Below are 15,248 nucleotides of genomic sequence, written 5' to 3'. Positions count from 1 at the left end.
GGCCGCGGCCGGCCGCAGAACCGGCACTACTTCCTGTCGGTCGGGACACAACGCGAACCCCAGACTCATTTCCCAACAGGCTCTGTAGCCGGCTAGTGGTCACATAAGGGGCTAGTCGGTCATTTCCCAGAGGAGGAGCTCGGCGCCTTCGGGGTCGGCGGTTGCGCGTTGGCCGTCGGCTGGGGCGAGGCGGGCGGCGTCGGCGGTGGTGAGGGGGCCGGCGCCTTCCAGGATGATGTTGCCGAGAGCAACAAATAGGTGCACGTGGCGCGCGCTGGGCAGCTGGATCGACTGGCCGGGGGCGAGTCGGGCGGCGGACAGTCCCGCGCGGTTCTGGTTGATGCTGATGGCCGTGGTTCCCGCATGCTTCGGCAGCCCAGAAGCAATCGGCACCAGCTCGCCCGTCGCGAGACTCTCACCGACCTCCGCCTGCTGGTACGACGGGGTGAGGTCGAACTCGCCCGGCCGTACCCACATCTGCACATAGCGAACAGGCTCGCCCGCATCGTTGCGCTCGGAGTGCTGGATCCCACTCCCCGCACTCATCCGCTGGACGAGCCCGGGATAGATGATCCCGCTATGTCCCTCCGAATCCTGATGCAGCAGCGCGCCACGCAGTACCCAGGTGACGATCTCCACATCCTGATGCGGATGCGTGTCGAACCCGGTGCCAGGAGCAACCACTTCGTCGTTGTGCACCATTAACAGCCCGAAGCCGACGTTCGCCGGATCGTAGTACGGGCCGAACGAAAACGAGTGCCGCGAGTCCAGCCAGTCGCTCTGTGTCCGGAAGCGATCGTTGGCCCGATGGATCTCCACACTCATGCGCCCAGTCTCCCCCACCGTCAGAAGAGGGCGTCCTGTTCACGCTGAGGTGGTTCCAGCTTCTCGAGCGGAACAGTCAGTACTGCGCCCGCCGCCGCACGACCGAGCGCCCAGCCGGCCAACAGGTGAGTGTCCAGCAACGCCAGCCCGGCCGACGTTTCGAGGTACAGATCAGGGCCGATCGCGCAGGCGATCCGCCCGGTGATCACACCACCCGGTACCGGCTGCAGCCCGGCGTCGGGACGCAGCCCGTCGGCAGGAAGCCCGTAGGCGGCCGTGTGGTCGCGGATCTGGATCTCGCCGCGACTCTGTCCATCGGGCCACGGCAGTTCGGATACCTGCTCGGCAATGGCGATGAGGCTCGCGCCGCGTTCGGCGGCCGACCCCGGCTGGTCGCGCGCTCGTCGCTTGCGGACGGTACTGACCCGGTCGGGCAGGTTCAGTGTCGTCATCAACAGGTTCTCGATCCGCCGGGCACCGAGCAGGCTGCCGGTGGAGATGAAGGTCGAAGCGAGCGCCCCCTGCTCCAGCAACCGCGCCTCGCCACGCTCGGCGGCGGTGATCCCGACCTTGATCACGCTCCCGTGGTGAGCCAGATAGACCGAGAACGGCCGCGGATCATCCAGCCGCGTATCGGTCGCAATCGAGTTCGACCGCTCCATGGCATGGCAGTCCGCACACTGAGGACTACGCCCGCCGGGCGCGAGCACAGTCGCGGTCGAACACTCCAACCGCCGCCCAGACCGCCAGAATCCGATGCACTTCCGCTCAGCCCCGAAGACGAAGGAAAGCTCAGTACCAAGCCCCAGCGGACTCACCCGTTCGGTACCACGCGCGCCGGACCACTCCAGCCGCGCCGTACCGTCGCCCCAGCTGATCCCAGTGACTCGCCAGCCGGGCGCTGGGTCTTTGCTCATCTGACAAGTCTTACCACTAGACCCTTGGTGGTGAGGTGGTAGCCGTCAGCGTGCAGCGGCCGTCGACGCAGGTGCGCTCGAGACGATCTCTGGAGATGGTCTGGATCAAGCCGATCGTCCAGCAGGTCGGGCAGCCCCGGAAGGCGAGCAGCCCGATCGGCGCCAGCAACAGGGAAAGGAATCCGACGACCGGGATCAGGGCGACCGACCCGATCAAGGCTCCGAACCCGACAGCACCCCGGATGAGATGACGAGGCAACGAAGTACTGGCGAAGTCAGTCATGCGGCTCCTCGAGATAGGCGTGGACCGCGGTACGAGCGCGATGCAAGCGCGACTTCATCGCGGCCGTGCTGAGGCCGAGGGTGTCCGCCACCTCACGACCCGATCGGCCTTGGACATCTCGCAACACCAGGACCCGACGTTGGTCGACCGGCAGGGCCGCGATGGCCGCGGCGACCCGCTCGACCTCCAGGCGGTGCAGCACGTCCTCCTCGGCGGATTGGGCCGGCGGATCGACGCTCACCTCCGGCCGCCGCAGCATCAGCCGCGACCGCCGGATGCACTCGTTGCGGACAATCCGAAACATCCACGAAGCCAGCGCCCGCGAGGCGCGCAACGTACCGATCTTCCGATAGAGGATGATCACCGCCTCCTGAGCGGCATCCTCGGCGTCCTCCGGCGTGGCGCACAACGAGCGGGCAAACCGCTGGACGTGGGGATGCGAACCGGACACCAGCGCACTGATCGAAGCGGCATCACCGCTTTGCGCCGCAAGAACCACGGCTTCGTCCGGCCAGCGCCCCTCAGGCACGCGAGTTCCTCCGCTTCCGCAACACGGTGACCGTGCACATACAGATCAACAGAGCCGCACCGATGGCAATGGCGGCGACAGTCATGATGGACCTCCGGTTCCTGTCCGGCGGGTTGCCGGTACCTGGATAAGAGGTCTGCAGACCGGTAGAGGATTCAGCTCGGTGGAGACCCAGCCACTTGCCACCGAGACTCAGAATGTCGACGTACGTTTACATACAGACGATGTCACCGTACGACGACAGATGGGCTAGGCGTGGAGATCCGCACCCCTCAGACTCTCGGTGCCGCAGCGCGTGGGCAGCGCCTCAAACTGCGGCTGACGCAGGCTGCGGTCGCCGAGTCTGCAGGCGTATCCAGGGCATGGTTGACCGAGTTCGAAGCAGGCAAACCAACTGTCGAACTCGGGCGAGTCCTTGCGGTCGTCGCGGCACTCGGCATCACCCTCGACCTCCGAGTCAACGAACCGGACGCGCCGTCAGCAGGGCCAGGGCCTCTCGACCTCGATGCCCATCTCGATCAGTACGAACAGGGCGACAACGACCATGCCTGAGCTGCGGTTGCTTCTGGGCCAGGAGATCGCGGGGACCGTGAGCCGCACGACCACGGGCACGCTGACCTTCAGCTATGACCCCGACTACCTCGCCAGACACCAGCTGGCAACACCGGTCTCGGTCTCAATGCCGCCTCAGGTCGTCTCGCACACTGACAACCGAATCCGACGTCAACTGGCTGACCGAAACCCAAGTAGCCCAGCGCCTCCGTGATCTCAAGAGCGACACCACGGCCTGGCTAGGCGCGAGAAGGACCGGACGATTCAGCCTGGCAGGCGCTCAGGCAAAAACGGCACTGCTCCACGACGGGCAACGATGGGGCGAACCGCTGGGTGCTTTGGCTACCTCGCACATCCTCAAGCCGGCGATCGCCGGCTTCGACGACCAGGATCTGAATGAGCACGTCTGCCTGTCCGCGATGCGCGTCGCGGGCTTGCGGGCAGTACGAACCCGGATCGAGCGATTCGAGGACCAGAGCGCGATCGTCGTCAGTCGTTACGATCGCACCACGCGGGGCGGCGAGCAGATCCGCGCCCATCAGGAAGATCTGTGTCAGGCGCTCAGCGTGCATCCGGAGAACAAGTATCAGAACCAGGGCGGCCCAGGGCCCCGTGACATCGCGGATCTGTTCCAGCGAGTCATGCCGAGATCCATTGCCCGCAGCGCCACCGAGAGCTTCCTCGATGCTCTCGTGTGGAACTGGGTGATCGCGGGCACAGACGCCCACGCCAAGAACTACTCGCTACTTCTGGCCGGTGATCAAGTCAGGCTTGCCCCGTTCTATGACGTTGCCTCCGCACTGCCAGATGAGATCGCCGAACAGAAAATGCGACTCGCCATGAAGTTCGGCAGTGACCACCGCGTCAATCCTGGCAGCAGCCCCTGGAGCCACCTTGCAACGGCATTGCAGCTGCCCGAGGACATCGTTCGCAGTCGCGCCGGTAGCGTCGTGGCGGCTGCGGCAGATGCTTTCTCTACAGCTGTTGCCGATCCCTCCGTGAAGGCACTCGAAAGTCCTCTCCCCCAGCGCCTGGTCGACCTGATAGCAATTCGGGCGAGCCGGTGCGCGCGATATCTGCAGTAACTCTGCGTCGGCTTGCTGAACGTAGCGCCTTCGCTGCAGCCCGTGGGGTATTTAGTTGGTCTGTTCGCTCATGGTCCAGACGTGGCGGAGTGCTTGGCCGCCCTCCGGGTTCTGCGCGAAGCTTTCCACGAACTGGCTCATATGCTGCTGCCACCGCCGATCGACCGGATCATCAGCGAGCTGCGCCACCGCGGCCTCGAAGTCGTCGCACTCGACCAAATGGAACAGGTCGCGGCCGCTTCGCCAGATGCTCCAGTCGTGGATGCCGGCCTGGAACATGGCGGTGATCAGTTCTGGCCAGACGCGGGCGTGTTCGAGCTCGTAGGCCTCTTCGGTGCCGGGGATCAGCCGGCTGTGCAGTGCTAGGCGGGTCACAATCGTGCAGGATACGCCGGGCAGTGACCGAACCGTTATCCGAACTCCTGGTGATCACCTCGACGTGGCCGGTAGTCCCTGGCAGGTTGGGGGGCTGTCGTGGACAACGCATTCCACAGGAGGCCTCATGGGCGAGCGGAGCGTGCCGTGGCCGCCTGGTACGCCGAACTGGGTGGACCTGGCAGTCGATGACGCAAAGGCGGCAACTGAGTTCTACGGCGACCTGTTCGGCTGGGACTGCGAGCACCAGAGCTCGCGTGACTACTGGCTGTGCAAACTGGATGGACGCGACGTCGGCGGTATCGGCCGGAAGCACCCCGGCACGGAGCATCTGCCGAGCCACTGGACCACCTACCTGGCGACGGAGCACCTCGATCGCACGCTGGCGGCGGTGACGGCCCAGCAGGGCGCGCAAGTGATGGAGCCGCGCGACATCGACCCGTACGGCAGGATGGCGATCGCCGCCGATCCGAACGGCGCGATCTTCGGGCTCTGGCAGGCCGCCGAGCACATCGGCACCGAGCGCAAACTCGATCCCGGCATGCTCGTCTGGAGCGAGGCGCTGAGCAGCGACTACGAGACCGGCAGGGAGTTCTACACCTCCGTCTTCGGCTACCGCGCGGAGGAGATCAGCGGACACGAGACCCGGTACGCCGCCCTGTATGCCGCCGACCAGCCCGTAGCGGGCACCGGCGAGTTCCACCCCGACTTCCCGCCCGGTACGCCGCCGCACTGGCTCCCCTACTTCTCGGCGGCCAGCACCGACCAGACGATCGACCAGGTCACCTCGGGAGGCGGCGGAATAATCGGCCGGCCGCTGGAGACCGACTTCGGCCGGATGGCCGTGCTGACCGACCCCGAAGGCGCCCGGTTCGCCGTCATCCAGCTCGGCTGAACCGATAGCTGTCAACAAAACTGGGCACCAGCGCGTCGTACTGGGGTGGTCCGCGGCCTGAGTATTTTCCCTCTCGTGGCAGGCTGGCCACACGCCGAAGACTGTTCAAGGTGTCTACCCGTCGCCGTGCGAGAGTTGAGAACGTGAAGCGAACTGCTGCCATCGTCTGTTTGAGTGCCGTCCTCGTCACCGCTGGTTGTTCCGACAGCAAGTCGGGCAGCGGAGGCAAGCCAGACCCCGACAACGAGAAGCAGGCGTCCGCCGAGGTCGTCAAGAACTTCGCCGCCGCCTGGGTCAAGGCCTGGGCGCCGAACGGCAAGCCGGAGGAGGCCGCTGCGCTGACGGACACGCCGGCCACGTTCGGTAAGCGGCTAGACGAGGTCGACACCGCGCTGGTCGCGCAGAGCGTCACGGTGGCGCCGCAGGGCGACCCGAAGTGCTCGGACGACAACAACTGCACCCAGGACCTCGCTGTCGAGGCCGTACTGCGCGGCATCGGCACGATGAAGTGGACCAGTACCGCGACCGCCGTGAAGACCGGTGACGCCTGGAAGGTCAAGGCCTCCGGCGACACCATCTACCCGGGTCTGGGCGAGTCGAACTACCTCAAGCGCGTCCGCGCCCTGCCCGCCCGCGCCTCGATCCTGGACCGCAACGGCAAGGCGCTGACCGTGAACCGCCCGGTCGTGATCGTCGGAGTCGCCTCCGGCAAGGTCGCGACGGCGGCGACGTACGCGGCCTTCACCAAGAACCTCCAGGTCGACGGCGCCAAGCTGAAGGCCCGCGCGGTCGGCGCGCCGGCCGGTCAGTTCGTCGACGCGATCACGATCCGCTCGGAGGAGTGGGACCGGCTCAAGCCGGTCATGGGTAGCCTGCCCGGCGTACTCACGATGGGTGGCACGCAGTCGCTCGCGGAGAGCCCGACCTTCGCGCGCTCGGTGATCGGCACGATGAAGACGGCGACCGCCGACACGCTGAAGAACGCCGGCCCGACCGCGTCCGCCACCGACCAGGTCGGCACCACCGGTCTGCAGTACGCCTACCAGCAAGACCTCGCCGGTACGCCGGGCGGCACGGTCACCTTGCGCGACGGCAAGACGAAACTGTCGATCAAGACGGTCTTCTCCCAGCAGGGCAAGGCCGGTACGCCGGTCAAGACCACCCTCGATCCGAACCTGCAACGCCTCGCCGAGGCCGCCCTGGCGACGAGCAAACTGCCGGCCTCGCTGGTCGCAGTACAGCCCTCGACCGGGCAGATCCTCGCAGCGGCGAACGGGCCGACCCCGACGAACTACAACCGCGCCTTCCAGGGCCGGTACGCGCCGGGCTCGACGTTCAAGATCGTCACCTCGGCCGCCCTGCTGGGCAGCGGGCTGACCGCGAACACCGCGCTGACGTGCACCAACACGATCAACGTGCTCGGCAAGACGTTCAAGAACTACGACGGCCTCGCGCCGTACGGCACCGGCACGATGCAGAAGGCGGTCAACGAGTCCTGCAACACCGCCCTCATCTCCCAGCACGCCCGGCTGAAGGCCGACGGGATGACAAAGGCGGCGGCGATGTTCGGGATCGGCCAGGACCTCAAGCTTTCGATCCCCGCGTACGGCGGCCAGGTGCCGGCGCCGAAGGATGACGTCGCCGAGGCGGCCTCGATGATCGGTCAGGGCACCGTGACGGCCAGCCCGCTGGCGATGGCGATGGTGGCCGCCACGGTCCAGCACGGTACTGCGCTCAAGCCGGTGCTCATCCCTGGCAAGGATGCTGCCGGTCCGGCCGCAAGCCCGTTGCCCCCAGCAACCGCCGCCGCACTCCGCACCTTCCTGCGCACCACCGTCACCGGCGGCACCGCAAAAGGCCTGGCCCCGTACGGCGCAGTCTCCGCGAAGACCGGCACCGCCGAAGTAGTTGCCAACGGCAAGGTCATCACCAACGGCTGGATGGTCGGCTACCGCGGCGACGTCGCGTTCGCCGTCATCGTCGAAGGCGGCGTCTCCGGCGGCAAGGCAGCCGGCCCCATCCTCGCCAACTTCCTCAGCAAGTTCAGCTAGCACGGGCGCTCGCCCTCTGGGGGTTGACCCCTCAGAGGGCTAGAAGCTGAGGACTTCGGTGACGGCGGCCTTGAGGTCGGGGGCGTCGAGGGTGGTTAGGGCCTCGTCGGTGGGGATGCCGGGGGAGTTGAAGATGCGCAGGTCGCGGTGTTTGGCGGCCGACTCGATGATGGTGCGGATGAAGCGGGCGTTGCCGAGTTCGTCGATCCGGCCGTTGGCGGAGACCTGGTCGAGGACTGCGGTCAGGCTGGTCAGAGCGTCGTCGGTGAGCTTGTCGCCGTGGCTGCGGACCAGGCGGAGGGCGATCTCGCGGAGCTGGTCGGCGGTGTAGCGGGGGAAGTCGATCCGGGTGGAGAACCGGCTGCGCAGGCCGGGGTTGGACTCGAGGAACTCCGCCATCGGCTCGGAGTAGCCCGCGACGATCACCACCAGCCGGTCGCGGTCGTCCTCCATCCGCTTCAGCAGGGTGTCGATCGCCTCGGTGCCGAAGTCGTTGCCGGTCTGCTTCTTGCGCAGCGCGTACGCCTCGTCGATGAACAGCACCCCGTCCAGCGCGGAGTCGACCACCTCGTTCGTCTTCACGGCGGTCTGGCCGATGTACTCGCCGACCAGGCCGGAGCGATCGGTCTCGATCATCCGGTCGCCGGACAGCAGCCCCAGCGCGCGGTACAGGCGAGCCACGACGCGTGCGACGGTCGTCTTGCCGGTGCCGGGCGGTCCCGCGAAGATCAGGTGGCCGCCGAGTCGCGGGGTCGGCAGGCCGCGTTCGGCGCGGATCAGGCCGGCCCGGACCTGGGCGGCGACCGCGGAGACCTGACGCTTGACCTCGGCCATGCCGACGTTGCGGTCGAGCTCGTCGAGGATGCCCTGCACGGCTCCCCAGTCGGGCTGGCGGTGGAGGGCAGGCTTGGCGGCGTCAGTACGGCGTACCGGCTGCTCTTCGGGCTTCTTGGTACTCGGTGCCGGGTGGGTGTCGAGCAGTACGTCCGAATCCGCGAGCGCCTCGGCGACCTGCCGGTGCGCGTTGTTGCGTTCGTAGACCCACTCGAACTGGCGCAGCGCGTTGTCCTCGCGGCCGGTCGCGCGGTAGACGAAGCCCAGGTAGTACTCCGCGTCCAGCCGGACGAAGTGGTTGGCCTGCTGGCCGGCGGCCCGGCGGAGCGTGCTCTCGGCCTCGGACCAGTGCTCGACCATGGCCAGCACCATCCCGAGTCGCAGCGTCGCCTCGGCGCCGAGATGACCGTCCGCCGGGACGAGCCGGAGCTCCTGGATCGCCTCGTCGTACTGCTTGCGGAGCAGCGCGACGGCGGAGAGCAGGAAGTGCCGTGGCCCGTCCTCGATGATGTTGCCGGCCACGGCCGCCGCGCCATCCGGGTCGGTCGCGGTGATCAGCCGGAAGGCTTCCGCGTGCCAGACGTGATCCGTGGTCTCGAGCGGGTTGCTGAACCACCAGCCGGCCTGGAACGTCGAGCTCAGCCGCCGCTTGTCCGCGTCGCGCTCCTCGCCGAACCGGGCGATGCCGGAGACGAGGTTGGCCAGCGCGGTGTCCTGGTCACCGCCGGCCGCGTGGAAGCCGAGCCAGGCGTCCGTCATGCCGGGATCCAGCTCCAGGGCGCGGGTGAAGGTGTCCAGCGCGGCGGGCTTGTCCGGCCTACCGGCGTCCTCACCGGTCCGGGCGAAGCCGAGCTGTTTGGCGCCGCGCACCCACAGACCGCGGGCCCGTCGCCGGGCCAGCAAACCCACGGACTGCTCAGCCATCGCTCTCCTCCAGCCAGGAACCAACGCCCGAGCATCCTCTCATCGAACGACGTCACCGCGCTGTCGGCCTCCGCGGCCACGACCTTCCTAAGAAGTCGCTGAACTCCCGGCGTTTCGGGGTTTTCGTCACCTAGTGCCCTGCGCGCAGGGCACTACAGTGGTGTGATGGAGACCCTGACCTGCCCCAAGTGCCGAGGCTCGATGCGAACGTATGAGCGCAGCGGCGTCACCGTCGACCAGTGCACCGAGTGCCGTGGCATCTTCCTCGACCGTGGCGAGCTGGAGAAGCTCGTCGACGCCGAGATCGCCTTCAACGGGCCGCAGCCGGTCCAGCAGCAGGCGCCCCGGCCTCAGCAGCCCCGGTACGAGGAGAAGCGGTACGACGACCGCCGGTACGAGGACAAGCGCCGCTACGACAACGACCGCGGTGGCTACCAGCAGTACCCGCAGCGCAAGAAGAAGAAGTCCTTCTTCGACGAGCTCTTCGACTGAGGACACGCCCTAGCCGCGGACGGCGACCACTGTGCCCTGGGCGATCGCGCAGAGCACAGCGGCGCCGGTCCTCGCCGATGACGGACAACTCGCAGGTACAGGTCGCCTGCCGGGCAGTCGCATGCACGACCTTCGCCTCAGCACGCAGTACTGCGCCCGCGGCCGGCCGCAGGCAGTTGATCGTGAATCCACCGGTCAGCACCACCGGCCCGAGCGCGGTACCACCCGCGCAGGTGATCGCGTTGTCCGCCGCGTAGCCCAGCACCCCGCCAGACTAGCTAGCGATGCCGGCCGTGGAAGGCGGGTTCGCGTTCCTCCTCGGTGATGCCACCCCAGACGCCGTACATCTCCCCGACGACCGAGGCGTGCTCGGCGCACTCGCGGCGGACCGGGCAGGTGCCGCAGAGCGACTTGGCGAGAAGTTCGCGCGCGCGTTTGCGCAGGCCGCGCTCTGCGTCGGCGGCGAAGAACAGGTCCGGGTTCACGCCCTGACACGCGGCGTGGTCCTGCCATTCCCAGTTCTCGATCAGCGCGGAAGGCAGGCCTTCGGGCGCCTTGGTCACCGCCCCCGCGGGCGGTTTGCGCCTCATCGGCCCACCTCGAGACGCAACAGTCGGGGTCGCATCACAGACACCTCGCACCTGGTCGGGTCCCGCCCGGCTGTCTGCATAGCCGTCGGTACCCGACCAGGTACCCGCGCCCAAACGTGGTCGCGCGGAACTACTTCGAGACGACGATCCGCATCGACGTGCCCTGCTGGGTGACCACCCGGATCTTGACGCCGGCGTGCGGCACCTTCACGCCGTACGACGGGATCTTCGACGTCCAGAACTCCTTGCGGTCATCGAAGGTCTGTACCGCGTCCGCGCCGCGCACGTAGTTCTGCTTGCCCGCCACGGTGAGGTTGAACGAGTCGGACTTCTGCAACCCGAACGTCGAGTCGTAGCTCTGGATCGTGCCCCGCCAGTAGGCACCGTCGAGCCGGACCCGTGGCTCCGGGTTCGCGTCGATCGGCAGCCACTGCCCCTGGCCTGGGTGGACGGCGGTCTCGTTGTCCTTGTGCGAGGTGTCCCAATACGACACCAGCAGCCCGTCCTGGTACGGGAAGTGCTCGACCCAGTTCGGCCGTGGCGCGCCGACGAAGTTGTACGGGCCGAACTTCAGGTACTTGTTGAAGGAGTTGTACGTGTAGTTCGACGCCAGGTAGTAGTTGTCGTACTCCCGGGTGATCGAGTCGCCGACCGCCTGGAACCCGGTCGCGGTCCAGCCGTTCGCGCCGCTCTCCGCGCCGTCGTCGAGCAGCGTCTTGCCACCGGCCGTCAGCTTGAGGTCGTCGGCGAAGAAGCCGAGTTCGTGCGTCGCCGCGTCGGTGGCGTACCGGAACCGCAGGTCGATCGTCTTGCCCGCGAACGCGGACAGGTCGAACTTCGCCGGCTGCCAGCCCTTGCTGTCCCCGTCGATACCGTTCGCCTCGGCCGCCTTCGTGATGCTGCCCGGGATCGCCTTCCAGCCGGAGCCGTCGTTCACCTCGACGTACGCGTAGTCGCAGGCGTCCGCGCCACAGTCCTCGATCTTCCAGTTCGCCTGGAAGTCGAGCGACGCCTTGCCCGCCGGCAGGGTGACCTTGCGGCTGAGCGTGTTCGTCAGCTTGTCGCCGGTACCGCTCCACCAGGACTTGGTGCCGGTGACGGGTTTGACCAGTTGCGTCGTCACCTTCTTCTTCGGCAGTACGACGACGACGCCCTGGGCCTTCTTCGAGTTGTACTCGTGCGGGCCGAGGTCGATCGTCTTGGTCTGGCCGGCCTTCACCGTCTCGTAGTCGAGCCAGCCGAGTTGCAGCTTGTCCCAGGTGCCCAGGTCCTGCGGCTTCAGCCCGATGCCGACGTCACCCTTGGCGCCGGAGCGGGACTGCGCCATCACGCTCCACCAGTTCACCGGGTTCTGGCTGGGCTTCCCGGAGGTGTCGTAGTGGTCCGGCAGGCCGAGGTCATGGCCGTACTCGTGCGCGAAGACGCTCAGACCGCCGTTCTCCGGCTGGATCGTGTAGTCGCCGATCCACAACCCGGTACTGCCGATCTGGGTACCGCCGAGCTTGTTCGCCTGCGGTCCGGTCGTGGTGCTGCCGAACGCGTACCAGCGGTGCGACCAGATCGCGTCCTCACCCTGGTGCGGGTCCCCGTCGGCCTGGTCGCCACCGGAGTGCACGATCTGGAAGTGGTCGAGGTACCCGTCCGGCTCATTGAAGTTGCCATCGGCATCGAAGTCGTAGCGGTCCCACTGGTCGTACGACGCCAGCGCGGACTTGATCTGCCCCTCGGTCCTGCCGGCCGCCTGCTGGCCCTTGACCCACTGGGCGACGGCGTCGCTGATCAGGTTCCAGGTGTTGCCGCAGATCGTGTCGTCACACGGGTAGCCGTTGCTCCGGCCGTACCGGGCCTCGTTGTAGGGCACCTTCACCCAGTCCGAGACCATGCCGTCGACGCTGTACCGGCCGGACGACTGCTTCTCGTAGTACGTCTTCACCGAATCGCCCTTGCCGAAGTACAGCTGGCGGTAGTAGTCCGGCGAGTAGTCGGCCTGCCAGACGGTGGAGTTGTCGGTACTCCGGTCCGGCGCGGGGATCGCGTTGTGCAGGGGCCCGTCGAAGGTGGCCGGGCCAGCCGTGTCCGGGTCGGTGTCCTTGTCCGGGAAGTCCGGATGCCGCTGGTTGCCGAACTCGGCCAGGATCACGAAGATCTTGTCGGTCTTCTCGCGGGCCAGTTCGACGTACTGGTCCTTGCGCTTCGCGGCGAGCTTCAGCCGGCCGCTGGCGTCCCGGGTGGCCGGTACGTCCACCTCCTGGCCGACCTTGACCACCTTGCTCGTACCCCGTTGCTCGACCTTCGCCGAGCCGTTCAGCACGTTCGTGAGGGCTCGTTCGCGCAGGTCGCGACGCTTGTCTTCGAGCGCGTTGGGCAGTTCGTCCGGGCCGGCCTTGACCGCGGCCGGGCCGCTGGGGGCGTCACCGCCGGCGGGTGCCGGTCCGGCGACGGATTGCGGCAGCTGACCGAGCCCGGCCAGTACCGCGAGACTGAGGACTCCGATGGCCGTCGTTCGTGCGGGTTCGAAGCGCACACTTCCTCCTGGGATTTGCCGGCTCCTGGCATTCGCCGGCCGCTGGACGACGCGGCGGCGGCCCCGCGCCGGCAGTGGCCGGTGGCAACTATCTCGCCGCGAGGCTATCGCACTCAGGGTCACCAATCGCTGACACAGAGCAGCATCTAGCTGCCTGTCGGGCCACGCTGACCAAGCGCCGCGCTGCTCGGCGGGGTCACTCCGCGCACCGGCGGCCGCCACGCCCCTGGGCGGCGGTATCTTCGGGCGGTGAGCAGCCCAAAGGCACCGCCTGTCTCCCTCCGACCGCTGACCGACGACGAGTTCGGTCCCTGGTCCGCCCGCGCCTCCGAGGCTTTCGCCGCCGGGATGGGCCCGGCCCGCGGACTCGATCCCGCGACGGCGCTGGAGGTCGCCCACGAGGAGATCGGCAAGCTGCTGCCGGCCGGCCGGGAGACCGAGAACCAGCTGATCTGGATCGCCTGTCACGAAGGCGAACCGGCCGGCAGCCTGTGGATCAGCACCCAGAAGGCGATCCCGTTCATCTTCATGATCGAGGTACTCGCCGAGGAGCGCGGCAAGGGCTTCGGCCGCTCGATCATGCTGGCCGGCGAAGAGGAGTGCCGCCACCGCGGCTACGACCACCTCAGTCTGAACGTCTTCGGCAACAACACCCCCGCGATAGCCCTCTACAACTCCCTCGGCTACACCGTCACCTCCCAGCAGATGCGCAAACCGCTCTGACTTTCGTCGCCCAGGAACTGTCGGCCGGCTGTGATACCCCTGAAGTATGAGCGCGCCGACGTCACCGGGCTGGTGGCTCCTGCACGTCGACATGGACCAGTTCATCGCCGCCGTCGAGATCCGGCGCAAGCCCGAGCTGCGTGGGCTCCCCGTGGTGGTCGGCGGCTCCGGCGATCCGACCCAGGCGCGCCAAGTGGTCGCCACCGCGTCGTACGAGGCGCGCGAGTTCGGCGTGCACTCGGGGATGCCGCTGCGCGCGGCGGCGAAGCGGTGTCCGCAGGCGGTGTTCCTGCCAACCGACCCGACGGCGTACGACGCTGCCTCGGCCGAGGTGATGGACACCCTGCGGGAGTTCCCGGTGATCGTCGAGGTGTGGGGCTGGGACGAGTGCTTCGTCGGTGCGTCGACGGATGATCCGGAGGCGCTGGCCGCGCAACTGCGAGCCGCGGTACTGGAGCGGACCGGGTTGGCCTGCTCGATCGGGATCGGGGACAACAAGGTGCGGGCCAAGCTCGCCACCGGCTTCGGCAAACGCGACAGTGGGAGCGGATTGGGGGTCTACCGACTGACCGCCGCGAACTGGAGTGAGGTGATGGATCACCGCCCGGTCCGTGAGCTGTGGGGTATCGGCAGCCGGATGTCGCAGAACCTCAACGAGCTCGGCCTGTTCACCGTGGCGGATCTGGCGGCGGCCGACCTCGAAGTACTGAAGAAACGCTTCGGCCCGAAGATGGGCACCTGGTACCTCGCCCTCGGCCGCGGCCGCGGCGACACCGAGGTCACTGACGTCCCCCGCGAGCCGGTCTCCCGTAGCCACGAGGAAACCTTCGCCACCGACCTCGTCGAGCGAGCCGAGGTCGAGCAGGAGTTGCGACGGATCGCGCTCGCAGTAACCCGGGAAGTCGTCAACGACGGCCGCAGCATCCAGCGGATCGCGGTGAAGATCCGCTTCACCTCCTTCTACACCCCGATCAAGAGCCGCAAACTCCCGGAGATCACCCAGGACCCCGAGGTCGTCGCCGCGGCCGCCTCGGTGCTGCTGGAGAAGTTCGAGCTACGGCGCCCAGTGCGGCTGCTCGGCGTACGAGTGGAGTTCCCCCGCCCCTAACCCAAGGCCAGGTGGTTAAGCGGTTCGGGGAGGGTGGTTTCGCCGAGGCCGACCCACGGGCAGGCACTGACGGCGAAGGGCGAACGGCTGCGCATGGAAGCGAAGGCGCCGGACGGCTGCGCACGCACCACCCTGCCCCGATGCCCCGACACGCCGGGGGAAGCGTTTGCTGACCGGAGATGGGTATGCACGGGCGTCCGGCCCGTCCCGGCAGTTTGCCCAGCGGGCCTCGGCGTCGCCGACCTTTCGACCGCCAGGGGTTCGAGCCCGCCAGTGGTGGGCTCGGACCCCTGGCGGCGACCGTGAACAAGGTGCACCCTGTTCGAGGTCACCAGAAGGTGTTCAAGCCCACCAGTGGTGGGCTTGGACGCCTGGCGGCGACCGTGAACAAGGTGCACCCTGTTCGAGGTCACCAGAAGGTGTTCAAGCCCACCAGTGGTGGGCTTGAACGCCTTGCCGGCGAAGACGTGCAACCAGCGGCGCCGATACGCCGTACGAGTCACGCTGATCGCGAATGCCGGCGTCACCCGCGTGCCCGTGC

16 protein-coding genes and 1 pseudogene are annotated in these 15,248 nt (G+C 67.6%); 8 read left to right on the top strand and 9 right to left on the bottom strand.

From position 1 onward, the window contains the following. Nucleotides 1-111: 111 nt before the first annotated feature. Genes A3ES_RS0144350 through A3ES_RS0144335 form a run of 4 tightly spaced genes read right to left on the bottom strand, consistent with a single transcriptional unit; the run spans nt 112 to nt 2,554 of the window. Entirely contained in the window at nt 112-825 is a 714-nt protein-coding gene (locus A3ES_RS0144350; RefSeq protein WP_020393288.1) for a pirin family protein, read from the bottom strand. Nucleotides 826-845: 20 nt separating this feature from the next. Beyond that, a complete protein-coding gene (locus tag A3ES_RS0144345) occupies nt 846-1,742 on the bottom strand; it encodes a DUF2797 domain-containing protein (RefSeq protein ID WP_026163788.1) in 897 nt (298 codons plus the stop codon). 16 nt (nt 1,743-1,758) lie between these two features. After that, nucleotides 1,759-2,025: a hypothetical protein gene (locus A3ES_RS0144340; RefSeq protein ID WP_020393286.1), complete on the bottom strand. Its 267-nt coding sequence runs from the start codon at nt 2,023-2,025 to the stop codon at nt 1,759-1,761. Beyond that, nucleotides 2,018-2,554, bottom strand: a complete 537-nt coding sequence (locus A3ES_RS0144335) for an RNA polymerase sigma factor (protein WP_020393285.1) — start codon at nt 2,552-2,554, stop codon at nt 2,018-2,020. Before A3ES_RS0144335 ends, A3ES_RS0144340 begins: the two co-directional genes overlap by 8 nt. 255 nt (nt 2,555-2,809) lie before the next feature. Between A3ES_RS0144335 and A3ES_RS50590 the strand changes: the two genes are divergently transcribed. The 3 genes from A3ES_RS50590 to A3ES_RS50585 are packed head-to-tail and all read left to right on the top strand — an operon-like array spanning nt 2,810 to nt 4,191. Beyond that, nucleotides 2,810-3,106: a helix-turn-helix domain-containing protein gene (locus tag A3ES_RS50590; protein ID WP_020393284.1), complete on the top strand. Its 297-nt coding sequence runs from the start codon at nt 2,810-2,812 to the stop codon at nt 3,104-3,106. Beyond that, complete coding sequence (locus tag A3ES_RS57405) at nt 3,060-3,320, top strand: HipA N-terminal domain-containing protein (RefSeq protein WP_083934100.1); 261 nt, start codon at nt 3,060-3,062, stop codon at nt 3,318-3,320. Before A3ES_RS50590 ends, A3ES_RS57405 begins: the two co-directional genes overlap by 47 nt. Continuing rightward, nucleotides 3,259-4,191: a HipA domain-containing protein gene (locus A3ES_RS50585; protein ID WP_420323169.1), complete on the top strand. Its 933-nt coding sequence runs from the start codon at nt 3,259-3,261 to the stop codon at nt 4,189-4,191. Before A3ES_RS57405 ends, A3ES_RS50585 begins: the two co-directional genes overlap by 62 nt. Before the next feature lie 51 nt (nt 4,192-4,242). Here the strand turns inward: A3ES_RS50585 and A3ES_RS0144320 are convergent, their stop codons facing one another. After that, entirely contained in the window at nt 4,243-4,566 is a 324-nt protein-coding gene (locus tag A3ES_RS0144320) for an L-rhamnose mutarotase (protein WP_020393282.1), read from the bottom strand. A 127-nt stretch (nt 4,567-4,693) separates the two neighbouring features. Here A3ES_RS0144320 and A3ES_RS0144315 point away from each other — a divergent pair, with 127 nt between their 5' ends. Both A3ES_RS0144315 and A3ES_RS0144310 read left to right on the top strand, forming a co-directional pair. After that, on the top strand, nt 4,694-5,461 hold the full coding sequence (locus A3ES_RS0144315; RefSeq protein WP_020393281.1) for a VOC family protein: 768 nt from the start codon (nt 4,694-4,696) through the stop codon (nt 5,459-5,461). A 143-nt stretch (nt 5,462-5,604) separates the two neighbouring features. Continuing rightward, nucleotides 5,605-7,512, top strand: coding sequence for a penicillin-binding transpeptidase domain-containing protein (locus tag A3ES_RS0144310; protein ID WP_020393280.1), 1,908 nt, complete (start codon nt 5,605-5,607; stop codon nt 7,510-7,512). A gap of 39 nt (nt 7,513-7,551) precedes the next feature. On the opposite strand, the gene A3ES_RS0144305 is transcribed toward A3ES_RS0144310, so the two are convergent. Beyond that, a complete protein-coding gene (locus tag A3ES_RS0144305) occupies nt 7,552-9,270 on the bottom strand; it encodes an AAA family ATPase (RefSeq protein WP_020393279.1) in 1,719 nt (572 codons plus the stop codon). Nucleotides 9,271-9,435: 165 nt separating this feature from the next. Here A3ES_RS0144305 and A3ES_RS0144300 point away from each other — a divergent pair, with 165 nt between their 5' ends. Then, the gene (locus tag A3ES_RS0144300) at nt 9,436-9,762 is read left to right on the top strand and encodes a TFIIB-type zinc ribbon-containing protein (protein WP_026163786.1); all 327 of its coding nucleotides are present in this window, start codon (nt 9,436-9,438) and stop codon (nt 9,760-9,762) included. Nucleotides 9,763-9,907: 145 nt separating this feature from the next. Here A3ES_RS0144300 and A3ES_RS57400 read toward each other — a convergent pair. The 3 genes and pseudogenes from A3ES_RS57400 to A3ES_RS0144285 form a co-directional block, all read right to left on the bottom strand. Then, nucleotides 9,908-10,027, bottom strand: a pseudogene (locus A3ES_RS57400) (phenylacetic acid degradation protein); the annotation flags it as partial. Nucleotides 10,028-10,040: 13 nt separating this feature from the next. Further along, nucleotides 10,041-10,352 carry a WhiB family transcriptional regulator gene (locus A3ES_RS0144290; RefSeq protein WP_083934096.1) on the bottom strand — a complete coding sequence of 104 codons (312 nt, stop codon included), beginning with the start codon at nt 10,350-10,352 and terminating at the stop codon, nt 10,041-10,043. A gap of 130 nt (nt 10,353-10,482) precedes the next feature. Further along, entirely contained in the window at nt 10,483-12,876 is a 2,394-nt protein-coding gene (locus A3ES_RS0144285; protein ID WP_020393275.1) for an immune inhibitor A domain-containing protein, read from the bottom strand. A gap of 249 nt (nt 12,877-13,125) precedes the next feature. Between A3ES_RS0144285 and A3ES_RS0144280 the strand changes: the two genes are divergently transcribed. Together A3ES_RS0144280 and A3ES_RS0144275 are read left to right on the top strand one after the other, a co-directional pair. Further along, the gene (locus tag A3ES_RS0144280) at nt 13,126-13,599 is read left to right on the top strand and encodes a GNAT family N-acetyltransferase (protein ID WP_020393274.1); all 474 of its coding nucleotides are present in this window, start codon (nt 13,126-13,128) and stop codon (nt 13,597-13,599) included. A gap of 46 nt (nt 13,600-13,645) precedes the next feature. Beyond that, entirely contained in the window at nt 13,646-14,707 is a 1,062-nt protein-coding gene (locus A3ES_RS0144275) for a DNA polymerase IV (RefSeq protein WP_020393273.1), read from the top strand. Nucleotides 14,708-15,248 lie beyond the last annotated feature (541 nt).

The sequence above is a fragment of the Kribbella catacumbae DSM 19601 genome (genome assembly GCF_000372465.1).
In the GTDB taxonomy this organism is placed as follows: Bacteria; Actinomycetota; Actinomycetes; order Propionibacteriales; family Kribbellaceae; genus Kribbella; species Kribbella catacumbae.
Note: the sequence above shows the minus strand (reverse complement) of the source record. Positions and strands in the feature narration are given on the sequence as shown.